At 74.0% G+C, this 24090-nt stretch carries 21 protein-coding genes; 1 reads left to right on the plus strand and 20 read right to left on the minus strand.

From position 1 onward, the window contains the following. Nucleotides 1-280 precede the first annotated feature (280 nt). From BS73_RS13755 to BS73_RS13810, 12 genes are all read right to left on the minus strand, one after another. Nucleotides 281-1036 (minus strand): hypothetical protein, encoded by a 756-nt coding sequence (locus tag BS73_RS13755; RefSeq protein WP_037572192.1) that lies wholly within the window; start codon nucleotides 1034-1036, stop codon nucleotides 281-283. Nucleotides 1037-1042: 6 nt separating this feature from the next. Next, nucleotides 1043-1543, minus strand: coding sequence for a hypothetical protein (locus tag BS73_RS13760; protein WP_152617607.1), 501 nt, complete (start codon nucleotides 1541-1543; stop codon nucleotides 1043-1045). A 47-nt stretch (nucleotides 1544-1590) separates the two neighbouring features. Then, a complete protein-coding gene (locus BS73_RS13765) occupies nucleotides 1591-2796 on the minus strand; it encodes an MlaD family protein (RefSeq protein ID WP_322987264.1) in 1206 nt (401 codons plus the stop codon). 31 nt (nucleotides 2797-2827) lie between these two features. Then, nucleotides 2828-4168 (minus strand): MCE family protein, encoded by a 1341-nt coding sequence (locus BS73_RS13770; RefSeq protein ID WP_084704043.1) that lies wholly within the window; start codon nucleotides 4166-4168, stop codon nucleotides 2828-2830. Next, nucleotides 4168-5475, minus strand: a complete 1308-nt coding sequence (locus BS73_RS13775) for an MCE family protein (RefSeq protein WP_152617608.1) — start codon at nucleotides 5473-5475, stop codon at nucleotides 4168-4170. Before BS73_RS13775 ends, BS73_RS13770 begins: the two co-directional genes overlap by 1 nt. After that, a complete protein-coding gene (locus tag BS73_RS13780) occupies nucleotides 5475-6566 on the minus strand; it encodes an MCE family protein (protein ID WP_235215407.1) in 1092 nt (363 codons plus the stop codon). The genes BS73_RS13775 and BS73_RS13780 overlap by 1 nt, the downstream gene beginning before the upstream one ends. After that, entirely contained in the window at nucleotides 6563-7573 is a 1011-nt protein-coding gene (locus BS73_RS13785; RefSeq protein WP_037572200.1) for an MCE family protein, read from the minus strand. The genes BS73_RS13780 and BS73_RS13785 overlap by 4 nt, the downstream gene beginning before the upstream one ends. Before the next feature lie 71 nt (nucleotides 7574-7644). Next, complete coding sequence (locus BS73_RS13790) at nucleotides 7645-9078, minus strand: MCE family protein (protein ID WP_051939913.1); 1434 nt, start codon at nucleotides 9076-9078, stop codon at nucleotides 7645-7647. A gap of 18 nt (nucleotides 9079-9096) precedes the next feature. Then, nucleotides 9097-9984 carry an MlaE family ABC transporter permease gene (locus BS73_RS13795; RefSeq protein WP_084704044.1) on the minus strand — a complete coding sequence of 296 codons (888 nt, stop codon included), beginning with the start codon at nucleotides 9982-9984 and terminating at the stop codon, nucleotides 9097-9099. Between the two features lie 7 nt (nucleotides 9985-9991). After that, nucleotides 9992-10762 (minus strand): MlaE family ABC transporter permease, encoded by a 771-nt coding sequence (locus tag BS73_RS13800; protein WP_037572203.1) that lies wholly within the window; start codon nucleotides 10760-10762, stop codon nucleotides 9992-9994. Then, nucleotides 10759-11766: an ABC transporter ATP-binding protein gene (locus BS73_RS13805; RefSeq protein WP_037572206.1), complete on the minus strand. Its 1008-nt coding sequence runs from the start codon at nucleotides 11764-11766 to the stop codon at nucleotides 10759-10761. The genes BS73_RS13800 and BS73_RS13805 overlap by 4 nt, the downstream gene beginning before the upstream one ends. Nucleotides 11767-12017: 251 nt before the next feature. Further along, complete coding sequence (locus BS73_RS13810; protein WP_037579514.1) at nucleotides 12018-13091, minus strand: glycosyltransferase family 2 protein; 1074 nt, start codon at nucleotides 13089-13091, stop codon at nucleotides 12018-12020. 398 nt (nucleotides 13092-13489) lie between these two features. On the opposite strand from BS73_RS13810, the gene mreB reads away from it, so the two are divergent. Further along, nucleotides 13490-14551 (plus strand): rod shape-determining protein, encoded by a 1062-nt coding sequence (mreB, locus tag BS73_RS13815; protein ID WP_051939914.1) that lies wholly within the window; start codon nucleotides 13490-13492, stop codon nucleotides 14549-14551. A gap of 133 nt (nucleotides 14552-14684) precedes the next feature. Here the strand turns inward: mreB and BS73_RS13820 are convergent, their stop codons facing one another. From BS73_RS13820 to BS73_RS13855, 8 genes are all read right to left on the minus strand, one after another. Next, complete coding sequence (locus BS73_RS13820) at nucleotides 14685-14900, minus strand: hypothetical protein (protein ID WP_037572209.1); 216 nt, start codon at nucleotides 14898-14900, stop codon at nucleotides 14685-14687. A gap of 160 nt (nucleotides 14901-15060) precedes the next feature. Further along, the gene (locus tag BS73_RS13825; protein WP_037572212.1) at nucleotides 15061-15441 is read right to left on the minus strand and encodes a helix-turn-helix domain-containing protein; all 381 of its coding nucleotides are present in this window, start codon (nucleotides 15439-15441) and stop codon (nucleotides 15061-15063) included. Between the two features lie 196 nt (nucleotides 15442-15637). Next, nucleotides 15638-16159 carry a CinA family protein gene (locus BS73_RS13830; protein WP_407675007.1) on the minus strand — a complete coding sequence of 174 codons (522 nt, stop codon included), beginning with the start codon at nucleotides 16157-16159 and terminating at the stop codon, nucleotides 15638-15640. A 13-nt stretch (nucleotides 16160-16172) separates the two neighbouring features. Further along, the gene (gene pgsA, locus BS73_RS13835; RefSeq protein WP_084704045.1) at nucleotides 16173-16880 is read right to left on the minus strand and encodes a CDP-diacylglycerol--glycerol-3-phosphate 3-phosphatidyltransferase; all 708 of its coding nucleotides are present in this window, start codon (nucleotides 16878-16880) and stop codon (nucleotides 16173-16175) included. Next, a complete protein-coding gene (rimO, locus tag BS73_RS13840; RefSeq protein WP_051939915.1) occupies nucleotides 16877-18538 on the minus strand; it encodes a 30S ribosomal protein S12 methylthiotransferase RimO in 1662 nt (553 codons plus the stop codon). Before rimO ends, pgsA begins: the two co-directional genes overlap by 4 nt. 108 nt (nucleotides 18539-18646) lie before the next feature. Next, a complete protein-coding gene (locus BS73_RS13845; RefSeq protein WP_235215408.1) occupies nucleotides 18647-19708 on the minus strand; it encodes a helix-turn-helix domain-containing protein in 1062 nt (353 codons plus the stop codon). Nucleotides 19709-19922: 214 nt separating this feature from the next. Further along, complete coding sequence (locus tag BS73_RS13850; protein WP_037572230.1) at nucleotides 19923-22754, minus strand: DNA translocase FtsK; 2832 nt, start codon at nucleotides 22752-22754, stop codon at nucleotides 19923-19925. Nucleotides 22755-23059: 305 nt separating this feature from the next. Then, complete coding sequence (locus BS73_RS13855) at nucleotides 23060-23779, minus strand: response regulator (RefSeq protein WP_037572237.1); 720 nt, start codon at nucleotides 23777-23779, stop codon at nucleotides 23060-23062. Between the last annotated feature and the right edge of the window lie 311 nt (nucleotides 23780-24090).

A 24090-nucleotide genomic window follows, 5' to 3' on the forward strand; every position in this document is an offset into this window, starting at 1 on the left:
GCCAGCGCCGGGGGCCCGCTGGCGCCGCGGTGGCCGCGAAGCGGACGGGCTCCGGTCCTGGGGGCGGTCGTCCCGTGGTCGCTTTTGTACAAGACCCACGGCTTCGGTTCGCGCACCCTGGTTCCGGGCGCGGGGGACGCGCCCGGGTGCAGCACGGCGGTGGAAGGTACGGGCCCGGCCGGCAGCAGGGGGAGCTACGTGCCTGACCGGGGAGGGCGCGTACCGGCGGGCCGCGGGTACCTCCCACCGCCGCGCTGACACCCACGGCCGGGGCCGGAGCTCAGAGGGCGTCCACGGCCTCGACCCGCCACCCGCCCGAGGTGTGCGCCATGGTGAACCGCACCCGGTCGAGGTCGACCCTGGACCCCGCCACCTTGGTGCTGGTGGTGGTCTGGTTGACGAACAGCAGGACCACCACCCGGTTCCGCGTCGCGGAGACCACCGAGACGGCCGGAGCCCCGCCGATCGGCGCCTTCGCCACCACGGCCCGTACGACGCCGTGGTACCGGCCGGCCGTCGGCCCGACCACGGACGCGGTGGTGCGGGCGTACTCGCTGCGGAAGCCGCCGGTGATGTACGTCCGCGCGGTGGCGAAGTCCCTGTTCAGATGCCGGTAGTCATAGGAGAGGACGGCCGGTGCGGCGAGCCGCGCGGCGGCGCTCGCGGCGGTCGCGGCCCGCGCGGTCTCCCGCGCGTTCCACCAGTCGCGGGCCGCCACCCCGGCCGAGGCGAGCGCCACCGCGCAGGCGACGGCGAGCCCGGCGCACACCGCCGCGCGCCCGCGCGAGGGCGCGCGGGGGGTCGCGGTCTCCGCCGCCACCTCCGCCACCTCCTCCGCCTGCTCCGTCGTCTGCCCCCTCGTCTCCTTCTCTGCTTCGGCGGGCGGCTCCGGCCGCTCCAGGAGGTCCGACGGCGCCGCCGCCGGCGCCGCCGGTGCCACCGGCGCGGACCGCGCGCGCTCGCGCCGCTTGCGCGCGGCCCGCTGGGCGGCCGCCAGCCGGCCGGAGGTGGTGCGCGGGGAGTCGGAGTCAGCCATCGTCCATCAGCTCACAAACGCGAGGTCGGAGGTCAGCCAGCGCCCGCCGCTGCGGGTGAGGTCCAGCTGCAGCCGGTAGTTGAGGGTCTGCCCCTTCGGCGTCCGGGTGTTTCTGACCTGGCTGTCCGCCACCACCAGCACCCGCGCCGAACCGTCGTCGGCGCGGAGGATCCCGGCCTCGATCACCTGCCCCTGGGAGACCGATCTGTTCTGCGCCACCAGTGCGGACAGCTCCTGCGACTGCGAGCTGAACTGCTGCTTGAAACCGCCGGTGGCGCCGCTGAGCACGTTCTTCAGGTCGCGGTCGTAGGAGTGGTAGTCCAGGGAGAGGAAGTCGACCGCGGTCTGCCGGGCGGCGGCCAGCACCGCCTGGTCGCGCTCCGCGCGGGCCTGCGCCTCGCGCGCCTGGACGGCCGCCCAGCCGCCTCCGGCGAGCACCAGCGCCAGCAGCACGGCCAGCGCGTACGGCAGCGGGCCCGCCGTCCAGCGCGCCCACGCGCCTCGCACGCGCGGGAGTCCGCGCGCCAGTCCGCGCGGGAGTCCGCGCGGTCGGCTCACGCCGAGGTGGGGCCGACGAGCAGCCATTTCCACGAGTCCTTTCCGAAGAGGTTCTGCTGTCCACCGGTCGAGCCGAGCTCCACCGAGCCGGTCGGGGCCGCGGTCTGGTCCGTCTCCTTCGGCGCGTTCTGCGCGCCCCGGACGTCGGTCCCGCTGCTCGGTGCGGCGGTGCAGCGGGCGGCGGTGTTCGGCGTCCGCGGGGCGGTGTCCGCCGGGCTCCGCCACCGGGTGCCCTGGTAACCGGTGGTGCACGGCGCCGGCGACTCGGAGTTCAGCTCGACGCCGAGCCGGATGGAGAGGTCCGGGGTGAGCACCGAGTCCGCCGCGGCGGCGGCCAACGGGACCAGCACCAGCAGCTGCCGGATCCCGGCCACGTGCGCGGTGGTGATCCGGCTGCCGGTCAGCAGGTTCGCCAGCATCATCGGCACCGCCGAACGCACCTGCTGGAGCAGGCCGTTGAGCTGCTCGGCGGCGACCGGTCCCTGCTGGAGGATCTTCCGCAGATCGCCGTCGCCGGCCTTGACCGTGGCGGTCAGCCGGTCGAGATCGCGGGAGAACCCCAGGATGGCGGAGCCCGAGTCGGCCTGGGTGGTCAGCACCGTACGGGCCTGCCGCAGCAGGCCGATGGTCTGCGGCAGGTTGGCCTGGGCGGAGTCGATCAGCCGGTCCCCGGAGTCGATCAGCTGCCGCAGCCGCGGCCCCTCGCCCGCGAACGCCTTACCCAACTCGTCCACGGTGATCCGGAGTTGGTCCGGCGGCACGGATCCGGCCAGCCGGTCCAGACTGGTGATCAGCGTCTCCGGCGGCAGCGGCGTACGGGTGTCGACCCGCGCGATGGCGCTTCCCGCGTGCAGGTAGGGGCCGCCCGAGCTGCGCGGCTGGAGGTCGAGGTACGGCTCGCCGACCGCGGACCGGTCGGCGACGACGGCGAGGGTGTCGGCCGGGACCCGGCTGCCGTGGTCCAGCTGGAGGTCGGCGTCCACGCCGTCGGCGGTGAGCCGGAGCGCGGCGACCTTGCCGACGTCGGTGCCGCGGTAGGTGACCTCGGAGCCCTCGTAGACCCCGCCGGTCTCCGGGAGGTGGACGGTGACCCGGTAGCCGGAGGGCGCGATCGCGTCGGCGAGGCCGGCGTAGCGGGCGCCGACGTAGCCGATGCCGAGGACGGTGACGGCGGTGAAGGCGATCAGCTGGTTGCGCGCCATGCGGCCGATCATGTGGTCATCCCCCTCGTCATCATCCCGGCGAAGGCCGCCTCACCGTCGCCGGTGCGGTAGCCGCTGTCGCAGAGCAGCGGGCAGAGGACCCCGCCGTTGCCGCCGGAACCCGAACCGGAACCCGAGCCCGAGCCGCCCGCGCCGCCGGAACCCCCGGAACCCCCGGAACCCCGGAGCCGGAACCCCCCGACCCCGAGCCTCCGCCCAGCAGCCCGCCGACCCCGCCGAGAAGGCCGCCCGAGCCGCCCGCTCCACCCGGGCCGCCCCCTCCGGAGCCGCCCTTGCCGCCCTTGCCGCCACCCGATCCGCCGGACCCCCGCGGATCGGTCAGCCCACCGACGACCGTCCGGTAGAGGCTGGTGAAGTCCAGGTTCACGGTCGCATCGGTGTTGATGTAGTCGCCCTTCATCGCCGCGACCACGTCCTCCGGGAGCGGGAAGGTCTCCAGGATGTCCAGCGCCGGGACCAGGTTCTTCCCGGCCTGGTCGAGCCGGGTCAGGATCGGCCGCAGATCGGCCAGGTCGCCGAGGAGGTCCGCCTGGGAGGCGTTGATCACCCGGGTGCCGACGATGCCGAGCCGGGCGAGCGAGGTGACCATCCCGGTGAGGTTCCGCCGCTGGTCGGCGAGGAGCCGAAGGGCCTGCGGCAGGGTGTCCAGCGCCTGGTCGACGGTGCCGCTCTCGCGGTCGATCCGGGCGGTGAGCCGGTCCATCCCGGCCAGCGCCCGGACGATCTGGTCACGCTGCCCGTCGAGCCCGCCGACCAGCCGGTCAAGCTGCTGGAGGAGGTCCCGGGCCCGGTCCGTGCGCCCTCCCAGCACGTCGTTCAACTCCGAGGCGATGGTGTGCAGTTGGGCCACCCCGCCGCCGTTGAGCAGGGCGGAGAGGGCGGCGAGCACCTGCTCCACCGAGACGTCCTGGGTGGTCCGGGAGAGCGGGATGACGGCACCGTCGCGCAGCTCCCCGGCGGCCGGCCGGCCGATCGGGGGCTCCAGGGCCACGTACTTCTCGCCCAGCGGGCTGGTCTGGCGCAGCTCGGCGACGGCGTTCGCGGGCAGCCGCGTACGGTCCGAGACGGCCAGCCGCACATCCGCGTGCCAGCCGTCCAGCGAGACGCTGCGCACCTGGCCGACCGGCACCCCGCCGACCTTGACGGCGGACTGCGGCACCAGGTCCATCACGTCCGGGAACTGCACCGTCACCGCGTAGGTGCGCCCGCCGGAGCCGGCCCCGCCGGGCAGCCGCAGCGACTCCGCTCCGGCGCCGAGCCCGCAGCCGGAGACCAGCAGCGCGCCGCCGAGGACGAGCGCCCCCGCGCCCAGCCCGCGCCGGCGCACGGCCGCCTGCCGTCGTCTCGCCATCAGGACCCGCCCTTCCCGCCGAGGATCCCGCCCAGCGTCCGGTCCAGCCCGCCGCCGCTGCCGGAGGCACCCGGGCCGCCGGCACCCGAGCCGCTCACGCCGCCGTTCCCGGTGACGGGCGCGGTCAGCTCGCCGAGCGGGTCGAGGATTCTCCGCAGCAGCGGGCAGTCGGGGTCCCGCCCCCCGGTCTTCAGCAGCGAGCAGACGAACAGCCCGGGGCTGCGCAGCTCCGCGTAGTTGGGCCGCACCATGACGGCGGCCGCGTTCGGGTCGTAGGCGCGGGCCAGGTCGTCCAGGCCGACCGGGGCCACGTCCAGGATCTCCTGGAGCGCGGAGCGCTCGTCCACCAGCACCTTGCTCACCTGGGTCAGCTCGCCCACCGAGCCGGCCATCCGGTCCCGGTTGTCCGCCACGAAGCCGGCCAGCTGGGTCAGCACGTCCGCCAGGCCGTGGAGCATCGCGGCCAGGTCCTGCCGCTCGCCGGCCAGCTGGCCGGAGACCTGCTGCAGGCTGGTGGCGAACTGCCGTACCTGGGAGTCGTTCCGGGCCAGCGCGGTGGTGAAGGTCTGGAGCTGCCGCACCGTTGCGAAGAGGTCGCCACGGCCGCCGGAGAGGGTGCCGACCGCCTGGGCCAGGTCCTCGATGGCCTGGTTGGCCTTGGCGCCCTGGCCGTTCAGGTTGGCCGAGCCGGTGGCGAGCAGCCGGGAGAGAGCGCCGTCCCGGTTGGCGCCGGAGGGGCCGAGCGCCTGGGCGAGGGTGTTCAGGCTGGCGAGGGTGGTGTCCAGTTCGACCGGGACGGCGGTGCGCCGCTCGGGGATGACGGCCCCGGAGCTCAGCACGGGCCCCTTGGTCCAGGCCGGGATCAGCTGCAGGTACCGGTCGCCGACCAGGGAGGAGCTGATCAGCCCGAGCCGCGCGTCGGCCGGCACCCGGACCCTCGCGTCGTACTCCAGGTCCACCCGCACCCGGGTGCCCTCCGGGGTGATCCGGGTGACCTTCCCCACCGGCACCCCCATCACCTTGACGTCCGAGCCGGTGTAGAGCCCCACCGTCCGCGAGAAGTAGGCCGTCACCCGCACCTGGGCCGGCCCCGGCCGCAGCACCACGCCCAGCCCGACGCCGCCGCCGCCGACCAGCCCCAGCGCCACCACCGCCGCCAGCACCCGCCCGCGCCGGCTCCGCGGCCGCCACCACTTCCGCCCCCGCTCCCGCTGGTTTCCGGCCGTCCCGGCCGTCCCGCCGGAGCCCAGGAGCGACTTCGCCGTCCGGCGGAGACCGCCGGCGATCCGCCTCACCGCTGCCCGCATCACCCACCGCCCTTCGCCGCCGCGCCCACGACCGGCGGGGCGCCGGCGGATCCGCCGCCCGGCGCGGAGGCGCCCAGCGTCTGAGGTGGGGTGGCCAGGTTCTGGATGTAGGCGTCGAACCAGCGGCCGCTGCCGAACGCGTTGGTGTAGAGCCGGAGGAACGGCGCCATCAGCCGGATCCCCTTCTCCAGCGACGCCCTGTTCCGCCGCAGCATGTCCAGCACCTGGTTCAGCCGGTCCAGCGCGGGCGCGACCTGGCCGCGGTCCTCCCCGATCGCGGCGCTGATCTGGCTGCCCAGCCGGGTGGTGTCCCGCAGCAGGGCGTCGATCACCTGCCGGCGGGCGGACAGCTCGGCGAGCAGCTGGTCGCCCTCCTTCACCAGCTCGGTGACCTGCCCGCCGCGGTCCGCCAGCACCCGGCTGACCCGGTCGGCCCGGGCCAGCAGCTCGCGCAGCTCGCCGTCCCGCGAGGCGATCGTCCGGGACAGCCGGGAGAGCCCGTCGACCGTCCCGCGCACCGCCGCCGGGGTGTCCTGGAAGGCGGCGGAGACGGTGTCCAGCGAGCGCGCCAGCTGCGCGGTGTCGATCCGCCCGGTCTCGGTGGAGAGCTGCCCGATCGCCGCCACCACGTCGTACGGCGGGGTGGTGCGCGCCACCGGGATCGTCCCGTCCGAGGGCAGCCGCCCGGAGCCCGCCGGGACGAGCGCCAGCACGTCCTGCCCGAGGAGCGTCTTGACCTTGATCGCGGCGGTCGTCCGGTCGCCCAGCCGCGGGCCGCCCTTGACCCGGAAGACGACCGTCACCCGCCCGCCGTCCAGCGAGAGTCCGCGCACCTCTCCCACCCGCACCCCGGCGATGGTCACGTCGTCCCCGCTGTGCAGCCCGCCGACCTCGGTGAACTCGGCCCGGTAGGCGGTGCCGGAGAGGATCGGCAGATTCTGCGCGTTGAACGCGAGCAGCGTGAGCAGCCCGACCGCGACGAGCCCGACGGTCCCCACGACCAGCGGGTTGCGATCCCGGAAGGGCCGCCCGAACCATCCCCTCAGCCCGGAGACCAGCCGGGGACCCAGCTCTCGCGCGAAACCGCTCACTGCGGGCACCTCGCCGTCGTGTACCGCAGCGCGGGGATCCTGACCTGCCCCAGCGTCGGCAGGGTGACCGCCCCCCGCAGATCGCACAGGTAGAAGTTGAACCACGAGCCGTAGGAGGCCGCCCCGATCAGCGACTGGGCCCGCCCCGGCAGCTGCCGCACGGTCTGCTGGAACTGCCCGTCGTTCGCGGCCAGCGCGCCGGCGAGGGTGTTCAGCTGCGACAGGTCGGCCCGCAGGTCCGGGCGGGCCTGCTGGGTGAGCCCCGCGGTGGCGCTCGCCAGCGAGTCGATGCCGCCGAGCGAGTCCCCGACGGCCTGCCGGTCCTGCGCCAATCCGCCCACCAGCCGCTGGAGTTGGGTGAGCAGCCCGTCGAACTGACTGCTCCGCCGGTCGAGGGTGCCGAGCAGCCGGTCGAGGTTGTCCACCACCGAGCCGATCAGCTGGTCCCGGTCGGCGAGAGTGCCGGTGAGCTGCGCGGTCTGGGTGAGAAGGGTGGTCATGGTGCCGCCCTCACCCTGGAAGACCTGGATGATCTCGCTGGCCAGCTGGTTGACGTCGCCCGGGCTGAGCGCGGCGAAGAGCGGTTTGAAGCCGTCCAGCAGGACGTCGAGGTCGAGGGCGGGCCGGGTCCTGGACAGCGGGATGGTCGATCCCCCGGGCAGCTCGGCCCCGTCTCCCGGCCCCTCGGTGAGGGCCAGGTACCGGCGGCCGAGGAGGTCGCGGTAGCGGATCACCGCTCCGGTGCTCACCAGCAGCGGCCGGCTGGTGGAGACGGTGAAGCTGACCTCGGCCTGGTCCTCCCCGTGGACGCCGATCCCGGTCACCTTGCCGACCCGCACCCCGGCGACCCGTACGTCGTCCCCGTCCGAGAGCCCGGTGACGTCCGTGAAGACCGCGTGGTAGGTGCGGACCGGACCGGAGTCCGCGTTCGACACCAGCACCGCGAGCCCGCCGGTGACCAGCACCATCAGCAGGGCGAAGACACCGAACCTGATCGCTGCCCCCACCGGGCGGCCGCGCCTGGGGCCACCGCCGGAAAGACCCGAGAGACCGGGGAGACCGGAGAGACCGGGGATCCTCACTGGAGGGTCACCTCCGTCCCCCGGACCAGCGGTCCGAGCAGCAGGGCGGCCGAGGAGGGCACCCGGTCCGGGGTGGTGTCCAGGATCGGCGCGGCCAGCCGGTCGACGGCGGACCGCTCGGCGGCGGCCCCGGTCACCTTGCCCAGCGCGTCCAGCACACCGAGCCCCTTGAGCAGCTTGGCGGCGGACGGCGGCAGGGTGACCAGTTCACCGTCGCCCCTGGTCCCGTCGCCGGAGATGTCCGGCACCGGGAACGGGTCGGCCGGGTTCGGCAGCCCCCAGCAGCTGGGCGGCGCCTGCACCGCGACCTTGGGCGCCTCGTCGGTGTGGTACCGGTCGTGCGGCATCGCGGCGACGATCGTGACGTGGAGCAGTCCGCCCCGGAAGACCCGCTGCAGCCGCGGCCGCTCCTCCGCCAGCTTGTCGATCACGCACGGGAAGGTCGGTGAGTAGCGGGAGAACACGTCCAGCGTCGGCCGCGCGCTGCCGACCAGTCCGACCAGCCGCTGGGCGTTCTGCTGGAGCACCGCCTGCGCGGTGCCGGCCGTCCCGCTGGCGGCGGTGAGGAGGCGGGTGAGGTTCTGCCGCTCGGCGAGGAGGGTCCGGGCGGTGGCGGTGGTGTTCCGCAGGGTGTCCAGGAGCTGCGGCGCCGCCGCCGAGTAGACGTCGGCGGTGCGGGCGAGCTGCGTCAGATCCTCGCGCAGCAGGGGCAGTTGCGGGTTGGTCCGGCCGAGCAGCCGGTCCAGCTTGTCCATGCCGTCGCCGATCCGGGCGCCCTGGCCCTCCAGGGCATCCGCGATCGCGGAGAGCGCGGCGTCCAGCTCGCCCGGCCGCACCGCGGTGAGCAGCGGCTCCAGGTCGTCCATCAGCCGCTGGACCTCGATCCCGGCCTCCGTCCTGTCCTGCGGGATCACCGCTCCGCTGCGGATCGGGGTGAACCGGGCGGCGGTCGAGGCCGCGCCCGCGGCCGAGGCCGGAGACGACTGCCCGGACTCCGACTCCGGCGCGACCAGGTCCACGTACTTCTGGCCGAAGAGGGTCTTCGGCAGCAGCCGCGCCCTTACGTCCGCCGGGACGTGCGCGGCGTAGGAGGGCTTGAGGGCGAGCTCGATGTCGGCACCGGTGCCGTCCGGGCGGATCGCGGTGACCTGCCCGACCACCACCCCGCGCAGTTCCACGTCGGCGTGGTCGTCCAGCTGGTCGCCGAGGGTGGCCGCGCGCAGGCTCACCCGCACCGAGTCCTGGAACCGTCCCTGGTAGACGGCGACCGCGAGGCCGAGGAGCAGCGCCAGCCCCACGAGGTAGGCCAGCCCGTACAGCCGGAAACGGATCCGCTGGTTGCGCCGGCCGCGCAGCACCCGCGGGTCGGCCGGCGGGCGCCCGCGCTGGGCCGGGATACGGGCGGTCCTGTCCGCGGCTCCGGTACTCATCCTCGCCTCCCCCGCCCGCTACCCGGCGATCCGGACGGTGGTGCTGGAGCCCCAGATCGCCAGCGAGAGGAAGAAGTCCAGCACGGTGATCGCGACGATCGAGGTGCGGACCGCCCGGCCGACGGCGATGCCCACCCCGGCCGGGCCGCCCTTGGCGTGGAACCCGTAGTAGCAGTGCACCAGGATCACCACGACGGCGAAGACGATCGCCTTCCCGAACGACCACAGGACGTCGTGCGCGGGCAGGTACTGGTGGAAGTAGTGGTCGTAGGTGCCGGTGGACTGCCCGTACCAGGTGGTGGTGACGAACCTGGCCGCCAGGTACGAGGTGAGCAGCCCGATCACATACAGCGGGATCACCGCGAGGAAGCCGGCGATCATGCGCGCGGTGACCAGGAACGGCAGCGAGGGGACCGCCATCACCTCCAGGGCGTCGATCTCCTCGCTGATCCGCATGGCGCCGAGCTGCGCGGTGAAGCCGGCGCCGATGGTGGCGGCCAGCGCGATCCCGGAGACCAGGGGGGCGATCTCCCGGGTGTTGAAGTACGAGGACAGAAAGGCGTTGAAGTTCGTGGTGCCCAGCTGGTTGAGCGCGCTGTAGCCCTGCAGTCCGACCTCGGTGCCGGTGAAGAAGGAGAGGAAGGCGATCACGCCGACCGTGCCGCCGATCACCGCCAGCGCGCCCCGGCCGAAGCTGACCTCGGCCAGCAGGCTGAGCACCTCCCGGCGGTAGCGCCGCAGGGTGCGGCCGGTCCAGCCCAGCGAGCGGGCGTAGAAGGACAGTTGGCCGCCGAGCTGCTCCAGCCCGGCGAGCGGCCGCCGCACGGACGCGGCCACCGCCCGGCCCGCGGCGCCGCCGAGCCGCGCCGGCCCCGTCGGCTCCCCCCGCTCCCCCCGTTCCGTCATCCCCGGCTCACCCCCGCTGCGGAATCAGCTGGAGGAAGACCGCGGTGAGCACGAAGTTGACGAGGAAGAGCAGCATCACGGAGATGACCACGGTCTGGTTGACCGCCTCGCCGACGCTCTTCGGGCCGCCTTCCACCGCGAGGCCCTTGTAGCAGGCGACCACGGCCGAGATGGCGCCGAAGACCAGCGCCTTGAACTCGGCCGCCCACAGGTCGGCCGGCTGGGCCAGCGCGGTCATCGAGGCCAGGAAGCCGCCGGGTGTGCCGCCCTTCATCACCACGCTGAAGACATAGCCGCCGCCCATCCCGACCACCGAGACCAGGCCGTTGAGCAGCACCGCCACCACCATCGAGGCCAGCACCCGGGGCACCACCAGCCGCTGCACCGGGTCGATGCCGAGCACCCGCATGGCGTCGATCTCGTCCCGGATCCGCCGGGCCCCCAGGTCCGCGCAGATGGCGGTGCCGCCCGCGCCGGCGATGACCAGCGCGGTCACCATCGGGGCCGCCTCCTTGAGCACGGCCAGCACGGAGGCCGCCCCGGCGAACGACTCCGCGCCCAGTTGGTCGGCCAGGTCGCCGATCTGGAGGGAGATCACCGCTCCGAACGGGATGGCCACCAGTGCGGTCGGCAGAATCGAGGCGGAGGCGACGAACCACGCCTGCTCGACGAACTCGCGCACCTGCCAGGGCCTACGGGGCAGTGCCCGGACGACGTCCAGCGCCAGCGCGAACAAGTTGCCGGTGTGCCGGAGTCCGGCGACCGGACTGGCCGTCACCTGCTCGCCTCCGGCCCCACTGCCGCACTGCCGTTCCGCCGCCCCCGGGCCTCTTCGTCCTGGAGCCGGGCGATCAGCTGCCAGCGCTCGGGCCGCTCCACCCCCGGCCCCGGCAGCATCCTCGGCGCCCAACTGCGCCCGGCCACCGGCGTGTTCGGCCCGATGCCGGCCACCACCCCGGCCTCCGCCTCGGCCTCGGCCGCCGCCAGTGAGGCGAGCTCGGACTCCACGGTGGCGGCGTCCTTCTCCTCCGCCATCCCGATCGGTCCCTGCATCCTGCCGCCCAGGAACTGCCTGACGACCGGCTCGTCACTGTCGAACACCTCGTCCCGGCTGCCGAACACGACCAGGCGGCGGTTGAAGAGCAGCCCGATGTTGTCCGGCAGCGCACGGGCGCTGGCGATGTCGTGGGTGACCACCAGGAAGGTGGCCCCGGTCTGCGCGTTGAGGTCGACGATCAGCTGGTTGAGGAAGGTCACCCGGACCGGGTCGAGACCGGAGTCCGGTTCGTCGAAGAGGACGATCTCCGGGTCCAGCATCAGCGCCCGGGCCAGCCCGGCCCGCTTCCGCATCCCGCCGGAGATCTGCCCGGGCAGCTTGCGCTCGGCGCCGACCAGCCCGACCATCTCCATCTTCTCCATGACGGCCCGTCTGATCTGCGACTCGGACCGCCTGGTGTGCTCGCGCAGCGGGAAGGCGATGTTGTCGTAGAGGTTCATGGAGCCGAAGAGCGCGCCGTCCTGGAACAGCACCCCGAACCGCTTCCGCACCTCGTACAGCTGGTGCTCGCGGAGCCGGGTGATGTCCGTCCCGGCGACCTGGACGGAACCGGCGTCGGGCCGGAGCAGTCCCACCAGCGTCTTGAGGAAGACGGACTTCCCGGTCCCCGAGGGGCCCAGCAGGACGGAGATCTCCCCGGCGGGGAGGGTGAAGGTGACGTCCTGCCAGACCACGTCCTCCCCGAAGGACTTGGTCAGACCCTGCACACAGATTTCGGCACCCAAGGGGAGCGCCTCCAGGTCGGCGGGCTGAAGCGTGCGCGCAACATACCGGCCCATGAGTGAGAGGGACCACAGGCCTCGGCAACAAATACCCGATCGGGTTTCACCCCGCCACAGTCGCCCACGAGTTCCTGCCGCCTACCCGGAATCAGCCCCCCGCCTCCGCAGTCCCCCCTCCACCCCTGCACCCGGCCCACGATTCCGGCCGGCCCCGGGCGCCGCCCGGTAAGTCGCGCGGCGACTCGCTCGGCCCCCTAGGCGCGCCCCTTCTCGTAGACGGACAGCCCCCGCGCCAAGCCCAGAGGCACCAGCACCAGCTCCACCCCCACCGCCTTCCACGCGTACCAGATGTTCACCGCCTTCACGGCGTACAGGCACGGCAGATTCCGCAGCACCCGCCCTATCGGCACCCTCCTCCGCCGGGCCGCGTACACCAGCACCGGGAGGGTGAACCCCAGCTCCGTCCCGGCCCACCACTCCAGCGCCGCCCGCCCCGCCCGCGCGGACAGCACCATCGGCGCGACGACCGGTGTCGCCCACCACACCGGCGCGGTCACCACCTCCAGCAGCGCCAGCACCACCCAGAGCCCCAGCATCGGCCGCCGCCGCACCAGCGCGCCGCCCTGCAGCCGGACGTTCTGGCAGAACCCCGCCATCCACCGCCACACCTGCCGCCGCAGATACGCCAGGGTCTCCGGATCCGCCGCCCAGGCGACCGCGTCCGGCACGTATGCGGCCCGCCGCCCGGCCAGCTGCCGCGCCCAGGTGTGGTCCATGTCCTCCACCACGGTCCGCTCCGGGAAACCCCCGGCGCCGACCAGATCGTCCCGCCGGAAGACCGAGCAGCACCCGGAGCAGACCATCGGGCTCCCCGCCGCCGCCTGGATCGGCCGGTTCCAGTGGAAGCCGAAGAGGTACTCCACCGACCGGCCGCGCTCCCAGACCGTCCGGTCGTAACGGGTCTGCACGGCCCCGGCCGCGATCACCACCGCCTCGTCCCCGAAGGCCGCGGCGACCAGCTCCAGGTAGTCCGGCGCCAGCACGGTGTCCGCGTCCACCGCCAGCACCAGCTCGCCCTCGCACCAGGGCAGCGCGTGGTTCTGCGCCCGCGCCTTGCTGCCCAGGTTCCGCTCCGGCCGCAGCACCGTCGCCCCCCACTCCCGGGCGATCTCCCCGGTGCGGTCGGAGGAGCCGTCGTCCACCACGATCACCTGCCGCGGCCTCAGGGTCTGCGCCGAGAGCGAGGCGAGGGTGGCCGGCAGCCCCGCCTCCTCGTTGTACGCGGGCACGATCACCGAGACCTTCCAGTCCCTCCGCTCAGCACTCATCGCCGAGGCCCCCCGTCCCCCGTCGGCCCCGGAGCCTCCCCAGCCCGGCTCTTCCCATCACCCACACCGCCACCGCCCCGTACACCAGCGTGCTCAGCCCCAGAAAGGGCAGCCCCCCACCCTGCATCGCGACCCCTCCGCCACTCGCGCCGACACGGAGGACGCTAGCCCGGCCGGCCCCCCTCGGCCGTCCGGAAACTGACGGTTTGTGGAAAACCCGGCCCGGTCGGCACCGCCGTCCCCCGAAGGGACCGCTTCGCCTCGCCGCAGGCCCTGATCCGGCTGAGCATGTGGAAGGAGTCGATGGATTCATGTGATCCACCGACGATCTGACTGCCCTTCAGAAAAATGACCCGTCCCGGTCCGCCCCGCCGCGGGCCGCCGCTTGGAGCCGTCACATGCCCCGCAGGTTCAGCTTCCTCGGCCGCGATCTCGCCGTCGACTTCGGCACCAGCCGCCTCCGCATCCTCGCCCCCGGCGAGGGCGTGGTCTTCGATGTCCCCTCAGCCGTCGCCTACGACACCCGCAGCGGACGCATCCTCGCCTACGGCGACGACGCCCTCCGGATGCGCGGCCGCACCCCACCGAGCGTGGAGACCGTCCATCCGATCAAGGAGGGCACGGTCGCCGAGTTCGAGATCGCCCGCTGGCTGCTCGGCCACGGACTGGCCGCCGTCTGCGGCCCCAGCCGCCTCAACCGCCCGCGCGCGGTGCTGAGCATCCCCCAGGGCGGCACCGACGTCACCCGCCGCGCCCTGGCGGACACCTGCCTCCAGGCCGGGGCCCGGGACGTCCAGCTGGTCGACTCCTCGCTGGCCGCGGCCTACGGCGCCGGCCTGCCCATCCACGAGGCCAGCGGCGCCATGCTGGTGGACATCGGCGCGGGCAGCACCGAGATGGCCGTCCTCGCCCTCAACGAGGTGATCGGCTGCCGCCGCAGCACCGTCGCCGGGGACGCCTTCGACGCCGCGATCATGGACCACTTCCGCCACGAGCACTGCCTCGGTCTCAGCCGCTCCGCCGCCGAGGACCTCAAGATCAGGATCGGCGCCGCCGCGGACAGCCCGACCATCCCGCCGGAGAAGTTCCCCGTGCACGGCCGCCAGCTGCGCACCGGCCTCCCCGCCACGGTGCGGGTGACCTCGGACGAGATCGCCCGCGCCGTCCGGCGCCCGCTGCTCTCCCTGATCGACTCGGTCGGCCAGGTGCTCGACGGCTGCCCGCCGGAGCTCTCCCAGGACCTCGCCGACCGCGGGATCGTCCTCACCGGCGCCGGCGCCCTGCTGCACGGCCTCCGCGAGCAGCTCGAGGAGGCCACCGGCCTGCCCGTCCTGCTCGCCGAGGACCCCGGCACGGCGACCGTGCGCGGCAGCGGGATGTACGCCGCGGCCTACCAGACCACCCGCAAGGAGCGCGCGCGGGCGTCCGAGGTCCGGGTCCCGGAGAACGTCGCCAGCTGAGGCTGCGGCTGAGCCTGAGCACGCGGGCCGAGCCCGCAGGCCGAAGCCCAATCCCGGGGGCCGAGGCCCACCCCGGGGGCCGAGGCCCAGCCCCGGAACCGGCCCCCGAAGCCCACGGCCGCGGCGCCCGGAGTCACTCCGGCGCCGCGGCCGTGGGCTGTTCGGCGGCCTCGTCCGGCTCCGCCGCCGGCGGCTCCGGTCGCCTCCGCCGGCGCCTGAGCCGGCGCCACCGGGTCGCATGCACCGGCAGCAGCGTCAGCGTCCAGCCCCCCGCGAGCACCAGTGCGCCCCCGCGCCCGCTGAGCGCCCCGCTCAGCAGCGCCCACCACAGCAGCCCGGTGGCCGCCACCGCGAGCGCCCACCGGAACGACGAACGCCCCCGGCGGATCGGATGATCCGCCGGGGGCAGCGCTCGTCGGGTGTCTCGCGTGCGGTGCGGGCCCATGGACCCAGGCTGCGGTCCACCGGCCGGACCGGCAATCCCGGGTAGGCCATAGGCCGTCCGCGGTTCAGGCGGCGACCACGTCCACCGCGTTGGTCTTGGAGTTCTTGGAGAGGGCGCTGACCCGGTCGCCCGGCACGGACACCGGGACGGGCTCCAGCACCGGCCGGCCGCCCTCGCGGACGGGCTCCGGAACGGTCTCGGCGGCGGCCAGCTCGGCGAGCGCCAGCTCGTCGCTGACCGCCCGCATCACCTCGGACATCCGCACGTCCAGCGCGTCGCAGATCGCGGCCAGCAGTTCGGACGAGGCCTCCTTCTGGCCTCGCTCCACCTCGGAGAGGTAACCGAGCGATACGCGTGCGTTGGCCGAGACCTCGCGCAGCGTGCGGCCCTGACGCTGGCGCTGCCGACGCAGCACGTCACCCAGCAGGCGACGGAGCAGGATCATCGGTGGCTCCCTCCTCGGACCGCGGCTCGTCGTGACCTCACAGGCCCACCGTACCGCCTCGCCCGCATCACGTGGCGGGACCATGGTCGTGTTCGCCGGGGGCTGCGTTCATGGTCCCTCCCCTGTCGTTCGCGCTATGGGGCGGCTGCCCGCCCGTTACCGGTCTACTGACATCTTCCCGGATCCGCCCGGAGCACTAACCCCGGTCGGCCGGATCGCACACACGCCCGCAGCGAACAAAGCCATCCAGCAAGGACAGGGCGTCCGCCACAGCCATGCGTCGGATTGTGGCACGGTCCCCTGACAACCGGGGCGAAGAGACCATTGTTCCCTCCGGACCGGCGACGGCGGTGTAAACAGTCCCCACCGGGCGTCCGTCCTGCGGCTCCGGCCCCGCCACGCCCGTGGTGGCCAGCCCGTAGTCCGCGCCCATCAGCCGCCGTACGCCGGCGGCCATCTGGCGGGCCACCTCGGGGTGGACGGCGCCCTCCGCGGCCAGCAGCGCCCGGTCCACGCCCAGCACGCTGCCCTTGAGCTCGGTGGCGTACGCGGTCACCGAGCCCCGGAAGACCCGGGAGGCGCCCGGCACCTGGACGAACTCGGCGGCCAGCAGCCCGCCGGTGAGCGACTCCGCGACGGCGAGCGTCGTCCCCGCGCCGGCCAGCCGCTCCAGCACGGCGGCGGCCGGTTCGGCCCCGCTCACCCCCGCGCCGCTCACGCCCCCGCCCCGCTCACGCCGCCGCCCCGTTCGAGCGGCCGCCCTGGTCGGAGCCGCCGGCGTGGGCGGCCCCGGCGGTGGCGTCCGCCCGCTCTCCGCGCTCCCCGCGCGCTGCCGAGCGCCGCAGGACGACCGCCTGCCGCACGTAGTCCAGACCGCTGCCCACCGTGAGGATCACGGCCACCGCCATCAGCCAGGCCCGCAGGCTGGCCAGCGGCCCGGTCAGCACCAGGATGTACATCCCGACCGCGACGCCCTGGGTCAGGGTCTTGGCCTTGCCGCCCCGGCTGGCCGGGATGACGCCGATCCGGATCACCCAGAAGCGCATCAGCGTGATGCCCAGCTCACGGACCAGGATCACCACCGTCACCCACCACGGCAGGTCGCCGAGGGCGGAGAGGCCGAGCAGCGCCGCCCCCATGATCGCCTTGTCCGCGATCGGGTCGACGATCTTGCCGAAGTCGGTGACCAGGCCCATCCGCCGGGCGAGCTCGCCGTCGAAGAGGTCGGTGATCATGGCCACCGCGAAGGCCGCCCAGGCCACCGAGCGCCACTTCGGGTCGTGCCCGCCGCCGGCCAGCAGCAGGAGCACGAAGACCGGGACGAGCACCACCCGGACCATGGTCAGCAGGTTGGCCACGTTCAGCAGCGGAACGGCAGGTTCCACCGGGCGCTCGGCCGTACGCTCGGCCGACCGTCCCGCCGTGGACTCGCCGCTCATGCCCCGCCTCCCGGGCGCCCGCCCGCGGCGGCGCCCAGCACTCGGGTGTCCAGCACTTGGGTGTCCAGCACTTCGGCGACCAGGTCGACGCCCTCGCTGTCCACGACCTTCGCCCGCACCAGATCGCCCCGCCGCAGGCCCTCGCCGCCGACCAGCACGGTGATCCCGTCGGTCTCCGGTGCCTGGTGGGCGGCCCGGCCCTCGACCGCACCGGCCTCGTCCGAGCCGGAATCGAAGTCGGTATCGGCGTCGAAGTCGGAGTCGGCGCCCTCGCCGCCGACCGATTCGACCAGCACCACGACCTCGCTGCCGATCCGCTCCTCGGCGCGCTGCGCGGTCAGCTCCTCGGCCAGCGCGGAGATCCGGGCCAGCCGCTCGGCGACCACGTCCTCCGGCAGCTTGCCCTGGTACCCGGCCGCCTCGGTGCCCTCCTCGTCGGAGTAGCCGAAGACGCCGATGGCGTCCAGCCGGGCGCCGGTGAGAAACCGTTCCAGCTCGGCGAGGTCGTCCTCGGTCTCGCCGGGGAAGCCGACGATGAAGTTGGAGCGGGCGCCGGCCTCGGGCGCCTTGGCCCGGATGCCGTCCAGCAGCTCCAGGAAGCGGTCGGTGTCGCCGAACCGCCGCATCCGGCGGAGCACGGCCGGCGCGGAGTGCTGGAAGGACAGGTCGAAGTACGGGACCACGCCGGGGGTGCCGGTGAGGACGTCGATCAGCCCGGGCCGCATCTCGGCCGGCTGGAGGTAGCTGACCCGCACCCGCTCGATGCCGTCCACCGCGGCCAGCTCCGGCAGGAGCGACTCCAGCAGCCGGATGTCGCCGAGGTCCTTGCCGTACGAGGTGTTGTTCTCGCTGACCAGCATGACCTCCTTGACGCCCTGCTCGGCCAGCCAGCGGGTCTCGTTGAGGACGTCCGAGGGCCGCCGGGAGAGGAAGGAGCCGCGGAAGCTGGGGATGGCGCAGAACGAGCAGCGCCGGTCGCAGCCGGAGGCCAGCTTGACCGAGGCGACCGGGCTGTCGTCCAGCCGGCGGCGGAGGGTGCGCGGACCGGAGGCGGGGGCCAGGCCCTCCGGCAGGTCCGCGATCCCGTCGGCGACGGAGACGGCGGCGGTCCCGCCCCCGGCGGTCCCGCCCCCGGCGGTCGCGCCCGCGGCCGGTGCGCCGCCGGCCGGTGCGCCGCCGTGGCCGGGCACGGCCACCTCACCGGTGGCGCTGGCCGCCTGGCGCTCGACCGGGCTCAGCGGCAGCAGCGTCCGGCGGTCGCGCGGCACGTGCGAGGTGTGGTGGCCGCCGGAGAGGATGGTCTGCAGCCGGTCGGCGATGTCCGCGTAGTCGTCGAAGCCGAGCACCGCGTCGGCCTCGGGCAGCGAGTCGGCGAGCTCCTTGCCGTACCGCTCGGCCATGCAGCCGACGGCGACCACGGCCTGGGTGCGGCCGCCCTGGCGGCCCTTCAGATCGGACGCCTCCAGCAGGGCGTCGACCGAGTCCTTCTTGGCGGCGTCGACGAAGCCGCAGGTGTTGACGACGGCTACGTCTGCGTCCTCGGCGTCCTGGACCAGCTCCCAGCCGTCGGCCTCCAGACGCCCGGCGAGCTCCTCGGAATCGACCTCGTTGCGGGCGCATCCGAGCGTGACAAGGGCGACTGTGCGGCGATCGGGCATGGGCGCAAGGTTACAGAGGTTCGCGCGCCGATGCCGCGCCCCCCGTCGCCGAAGGGCGCGATGTCGCCCCCGAGCGGGCCCGGAGGGCGGCCCGGGAGCGGTCGCGGATCAGCCGGCCTGGGGGTTGCCCGGGGTGTACGCGAGGCGCACGACCTGGCCGTTGCTGCCGGGGCTGCCGAGGTCCTTGCCGTTGACGAAGAGGTGGACGGCCGCCGCGTTGCCCAGCACCAGGTTGATCCGCTTGTCGTCGGTGAAGGTCTTGGACTGGCCGCTGCCCAGGTCGCCCTGGAAGAGCTGGTTGCCGGAGCTGCCGGTGATCGACATCCAGGTGGTCCCGGAGTCGGCGACCAGCTTCACCGTCACCTTGTCCGTCGGGACCGCGGCGATGGCGCTGCCGCTCGGCGTGGGCACCCCGCCGTTGGCGGTGGGGGTCGGGGTGAGGGTGCGGCCGGTGGTGGGGTGGGTGCCGGCGGTCGGCGAGGCGTTGGTGGGGTTCACCTCGGCGGTGGTCTGGTGCTTGCCGCTGACCAGGTTGAAGCCGATCACGGCGACCACCACGGCGATCGCGGCGACCATCGCGATGGTCCAGTTCGGCCTGCGCCGGTCGGTCTGGACCCGCTCGGACTCGAAGCTGATCGGCACCGGACGGGTCGCCGCCGGGGCGCCGTGCTCCGCGTCGTACCTGGCCACCAGGGCCTCGCCGTCCACGCCGACCGCCCGGGCGATGGCCCGGATGTGGCCGCGGGCGTAGAAGTCGCCGCCGCAGCGGGTGAAGTCGTCCGCCTCGATCCCCCGGACGATCGGGACCCGGACCCTGGTCTGGGAGCTGACCTGCTCCACCGTCAGATTCGCCGCCCGGCGCGCGGAGGAGAGCGTCGCGCCGATCCCCTGCTGCTGCCCTGCGGCGGCTCCCGCCGCGGCACCGGCACCCGTGGCGGCGCCGGCCGCAGGGGCGCCCACAGGGGCGCCCGCAGAGCCCTGCACGCCCCCAGCGGCGGCCTGCGCCGGGGTGTCGGTCGGCTCGGGGGTCCGGGGCGGGCCGACGCTCGCCGCGCCCGGATCGCCGGTCGCGGCGGTGGTGCCGGACTCGTCGGAGGTGCCTGCGGGCGTACCGGCCTGACCGGGCCGGTCGGGCTCGTCGCGAGGGGACTTGCCGAGGGTCACGAGCACGCCTTTCGAGCGTTGGCCACCTGCTGGGTTACCAGTCTAGAGGCGGGTGGAAAGCCTTGTTCAACCCAGCGGCATCACGATTGAGCCGCGTGGAGGAGCCGTACCCGGAAGGCGCGCTGACACCCCGTCGGCCGGCGCCTCGGCCGGCACCCCCTTCAGGTGGACGCACCGGCCCCCGAACCGGTTCCCCGGCCGCCGAGGAGCTGACCCGGCGTCAGCCACCGCCCTTGATACGGGTGATGACCTCGTCCAATTCATCCGGTTTGACCAGCACGTCGCGGGCCTTGGAACCCTCGCTGGGGCCGACCACCCCCCGGGTCTCCATCAGGTCCATCAGCCGGCCGGCCTTGGCGAAACCCACCCGCAGCTTGCGCTGGAGCATCGAGGTCGAGCCGAACTGGCTGCTCACCACCAGTTCGCAGGCCTGGAGCAGCAGGTCGAGGTCGTCGCCGATCTCCTCGTCGATCTCCTTCTTGGGCCCGCCGCCGACGGTGACGTCGTTGCGGAACTCGGGCTCCATCTGCCCCTTGCAGTGGTCGACGATCCTCTCGATCTCGGCCTCGGTGACATAGGCGCCCTGCATCCGGATCGGCTTGCCGGCGCCCATCGGCAGGAAGAGCGCGTCGCCCTTGCCGATCAGCTTCTCCGCGCCCTGCTGGTCCAGGATGACCCGGCTGTCGGCCAGCGAGGAGGTGGCGAAGGCCAGCCGGGACGGCACGTTCGCCTTGATCAGGCCGGTGACCACGTCCACCGAGGGGCGCTGGGTGGCCAGCACCAGGTGGATGCCGGCCGCGCGGGCCAACTGGGTGATCCGGACGATGGCGTCCTCGACGTCCCTCGGCGCGACCATCATCAGGTCGGCCAGCTCGTCCACGATGACCAGCAGATACGGGTACGGGCGCAGCTCGCGCTCGCTGCCCTCCGGGAGCCGGATCTTCCCGGCCCGTACCGCCTTGTTGAAGTCGTCGACGTGCCGGAAGCCGAAGGCGGCCAGGTCGTCGTAGCGGAGGTCCATCTCGCGGACCACCCACTGCAACGCCTCGGCGGCCTTCTTGGGGTTGGTGATGATCGGGGTGATCAGATGCGGGATGCCCTCGTAGGAGGTGAGCTCGACCCGCTTGGGGTCGACCAGCACCATCCGCACCTCGTCCGGGGTGGCCCGCATCAGGATCGAGGTGATCAGGCAGTTGATGCAGGAGGACTTGCCCGCTCCGGTGGCGCCGGCGACCAGGATGTGCGGCATCTTGGCGAGGTTGGCCACCACCGTGTGGCCCTCCACGTCCTTGCCCATCCCGACCAGCATCGGGTGGTGGTCCTCGACGGCCGCGCGGGCGCGCAGGTTGTCGCCGAGGTTGACCATCTCCCGGTCGCTGTTCGGGATCTCGATGCCGACGGCGGACTTGCCCGGGATCGGCGAGATGATCCGGACGTCCGCGCTGGCCACCGCGTAGGCGATGTTCTTGGCCAGGGCGGTGATCCGCTCCACCTTCACGGCCGGGCCGAGCTCGATCTCGTAGCGGGTGACCGTCGGGCCCCGGGTGAAGCCGGTGACCGCGGCGGCCACCTTGAACTCGGAGAACACGCCGGTGAGCGCGGCCACCACGTCGTCGTTGGCCTTGCTGGCTGCCTTCGCCGCCGGGCCGGAGCGCAGCAGCTCGGGAGGCGGCAGTCGGTACTCGGTGCCGCCGGGCAGCCTCAGCTGCTCGGTCCGCAGGGGGCCGTCCGCGGTCTCGGCCGGGGCCGCGGTGTTGTCCCGCACGGTGCTGTCCGGCACGGTGTCGTCCGGCACCGTGTTGTCCCGCACGGTGTTGTCCCGAACGGTCGGCGCCGCGGCGGCGTCGTCCTCCAGCGGCGGCTTGTCGAAGGAGACCTTCCCGCGCCGCTCGCCGGGCGCCGGCCTCCCCGGCTCCGCTGCCGGCGACTCGGCGGGCGGACGGCCGCCCACCCCGCCCAGCATGTCCGCGAGGGCGGCGGACGGCTGCACCCCGTGCAGCAGGGCGCCGTCCAGCTCGGCGGCGGCCGCGGCGGCCACGTCGATCGGATTGGCCGGATCCCGCTGCTCGGCGGAGGCTCCCACCCGCCGCCGGGTGGACCGCCGCCGGGGCGCGGGCGGACCCGCGTTCTCGGCGCCGGGGCCGGGGCCGGCGGTGCCTGACGCGTCGTCACCGCGCTCCAGCCGCACCGGCGAATCGTCGAACCCCGGCTCCTCCTGCGGCTCCTGCCCGTCCTCGAACTCGTCGAACTCCGGTCCGCCCTGCTGCGCTCGGCCGTCCGGATGGACGACGCCGAGCTTCATCCCCAGCAGCCGCAGCCGCTCGGGGATCTGGTTGACCGGGGTCGCGGTGACCACCAGCAGTCCGAAGAAGCCGAGGATCAGCAGCAGGGGCACCGCGAGCGCGGGCCCGGCCGCCGCCATCAGCGGGCGCGAGGCGGCGAGCCCGATCAGGCCGCCCGCCTCCCGCAGCCGGGTCGCACCGGAGTGGAGACCCGGCGCGCCGCAGCCGATGTGCACCAGCCCGAGGATGCCGACGGTGAGCGCGCCCAGCCCGATCACGATCCGGCCGTTGGCCTCCGGCCGCTCGGGATGCCGCATCAGCCGGATGGCGATCCCGGCCAGCAGGGCGGGGATCAGGATGTCCAGCCGCCCGAAGGCCCCGCTGACCACAGCGGTCGCCGCGGCGCCCAGCCAGCCCTGCGGGTCCGTCCAGGTCCCGGCCGCGACCACCAGGGCGAGGCCGAGCAGCAGCAGCGCCAGGCCGTCCTTGCGGTGCGCCGGGTGCAGCCCCTTCCCGCTGCGCCCCACACCGCGGACTATCGCCCCGACGCCGCGCGCCGAGCCCATCCAGGCTCCGCGCACCGCGCGGTACGCCACGGGTTTCGGCGGAGCCGGGGGCGCCTTCTTGGCGACCGCCTTCTTGGCCGGCGCCTTCTTCGGGGGCGCCTTCTTGGCCGGCGCCTGCCTCCCCGGCTGGGCCTTCGCCGCCGCGGCCTTCTTCGCGGGCGCCTTCTTCGCGCGGGGACCGCTTCCGGACGTGCGTGTGGCCATGCACCGAGGTTACCCGTGCGCCGCATGCGACAACATGCGACCAGCCGTCAGCTTCACAGGAGCCGCGCGAACGGCCCCGCCTGACGCCCCGTCGGGTCCTCGACCCGCGCGCCGGGAACGCGCCCCGAAGGGGCAGCGATCAAGGGGCGCGGGGAACCACGCGCCCAGCCACGCATCCTGCCGCGCCCTGCGACGTAGTACGGGGTTGCCACCCGATGCCCGACGCCGGGTGCGGTGCCGTAGCGGGCTGGTCGCGCAGTTCCCCGCGCCCCTAGCTCGCACCTGCGGCGCTGCGGCCGGGCCGCTCAGTCCTCCGGCAGCGCCGCCGAGGACGCCCCCGGCTCCAGCGCGTCCAGCGCCCGCCGCAGCCCGGACAGCTTCCGCTCCAGATGCGAGGCGGTCGCCACCGCAGCGCCGTCCGCCGTCCCGTCCAGCTGCTTGGTCAGCGCCTCGGCCTGCTCCTCGACCGCCGCCAGCCGCGCGGACAGCTCCGCCAGCAGTCCGCTTCCGCGGCGCGCGGCCGCGGTCGCCGCAGCCGCCCCGCTCTCGGCGGGCCGGCCGCCGCCGTTCCCGTTCGCCACCCCGCCGGGGCTGTTCTCCAGCTGCAGCCGCAGCAGCGCCGCCTGCTCCTTGAGCTGGCAGTTCTTCATGTACAGCTCGACGAAGACGGACACCTTGGCCCGCAGCACCCATGGGTCGAACGGCTTGGAGATGTAGTCGACCGCTCCGGCCGCGTACCCGCGGAAGGTGTGGTGCGGGCCATGGTTGATCGCCGTCAGGAAGATGATCGGGATGTCCCGCGTCCGCTCCCGCCGCTTGATGTGCGCGGCGGTCTCGAAGCCGTCCATGCCCGGCATCTGGACGTCCAGCAGGATCACCGCGAACTCGTCGGTGAGCAGCGCCTTCAGCGCCTCCTCCCCCGAGGACGCGCGGACCAGCGTCTGATCCAGCGCGGAGAGGATTGCCTCCAGAGCCAGCAGGTTCTCCGGACGGTCGTCAACCAGGAGAATCTTGGCCTTCTGCACCGCACCCCTCCCTTCGCGCACATCCCGGGCGTAAGTCCGCCAGCCATGCTAGCCGCCGGTCATGCTAGTCGTACTCGGGCTCCCGTCACATCGCCCGGCGGAGTCACCACTGCAACGCCGGGCGACCCTACCGGGTTCCCGGGGCGGGGATCCAACACGGTGATCGCCCCGCTGCGCGGACTCCGGCGGGCCGGGGTCTCCGGGTTCTTCCCAGTAGTGGTGCGAAGTGAACCCAGGGGCGCTCGTACGGGTACGAAGCGCCCCCAGGCTCCCCGGACCGCTGGACGATTGGCTCGGCGGGCCCGGCTCCG

This window comes from Phaeacidiphilus oryzae TH49 (genome assembly GCF_000744815.1).
Classification (GTDB): Bacteria; Actinomycetota; Actinomycetes; order Streptomycetales; family Streptomycetaceae; genus Phaeacidiphilus; species Phaeacidiphilus oryzae.

Excerpts from the sequence above, each read along its gene's own strand:
- BS73_RS13770 (WP_084704043.1), bottom strand. The coding sequence starts at position 4,168 with ATGGCGAGACGACGGCAGGCGGCCGTGCGCCGGCGCGGGCTGGGCGCG.
- BS73_RS13775 (WP_152617608.1), bottom strand. The coding sequence starts at position 5,475 with ATGCGGGCAGCGGTGAGGCGGATCGCCGGCGGTCTCCGCCGGACGGCG.
- BS73_RS13810 (WP_037579514.1), bottom strand. The coding sequence starts at position 13,091 with ATGAGTGCTGAGCGGAGGGACTGGAAGGTCTCGGTGATCGTGCCCGCG.
- BS73_RS13850 (WP_037572230.1), bottom strand. The coding sequence starts at position 22,754 with ATGGCCACACGCACGTCCGGAAGCGGTCCCCGCGCGAAGAAGGCGCCC.
- BS73_RS13790 (WP_051939913.1), bottom strand. The coding sequence starts at position 9,078 with ATGAGTACCGGAGCCGCGGACAGGACCGCCCGTATCCCGGCCCAGCGC.
- pgsA (WP_084704045.1), bottom strand. The coding sequence starts at position 16,880 with ATGAGCGGCGAGTCCACGGCGGGACGGTCGGCCGAGCGTACGGCCGAG.
- rimO (WP_051939915.1), bottom strand. The coding sequence starts at position 18,538 with ATGCCCGATCGCCGCACAGTCGCCCTTGTCACGCTCGGATGCGCCCGC.
- BS73_RS13755 (WP_037572192.1), bottom strand. The coding sequence starts at position 1,036 with ATGGCTGACTCCGACTCCCCGCGCACCACCTCCGGCCGGCTGGCGGCC.
- BS73_RS13765 (WP_322987264.1), bottom strand. The coding sequence starts at position 2,796 with ATGGCGCGCAACCAGCTGATCGCCTTCACCGCCGTCACCGTCCTCGGC.
- BS73_RS13825 (WP_037572212.1), bottom strand. The coding sequence starts at position 15,441 with ATGATCCTGCTCCGTCGCCTGCTGGGTGACGTGCTGCGTCGGCAGCGC.
- BS73_RS13795 (WP_084704044.1), bottom strand. The coding sequence starts at position 9,984 with ATGACGGAACGGGGGGAGCGGGGGGAGCCGACGGGGCCGGCGCGGCTC.
- mreB (WP_051939914.1), top strand. The coding sequence starts at position 13,490 with ATGCCCCGCAGGTTCAGCTTCCTCGGCCGCGATCTCGCCGTCGACTTC.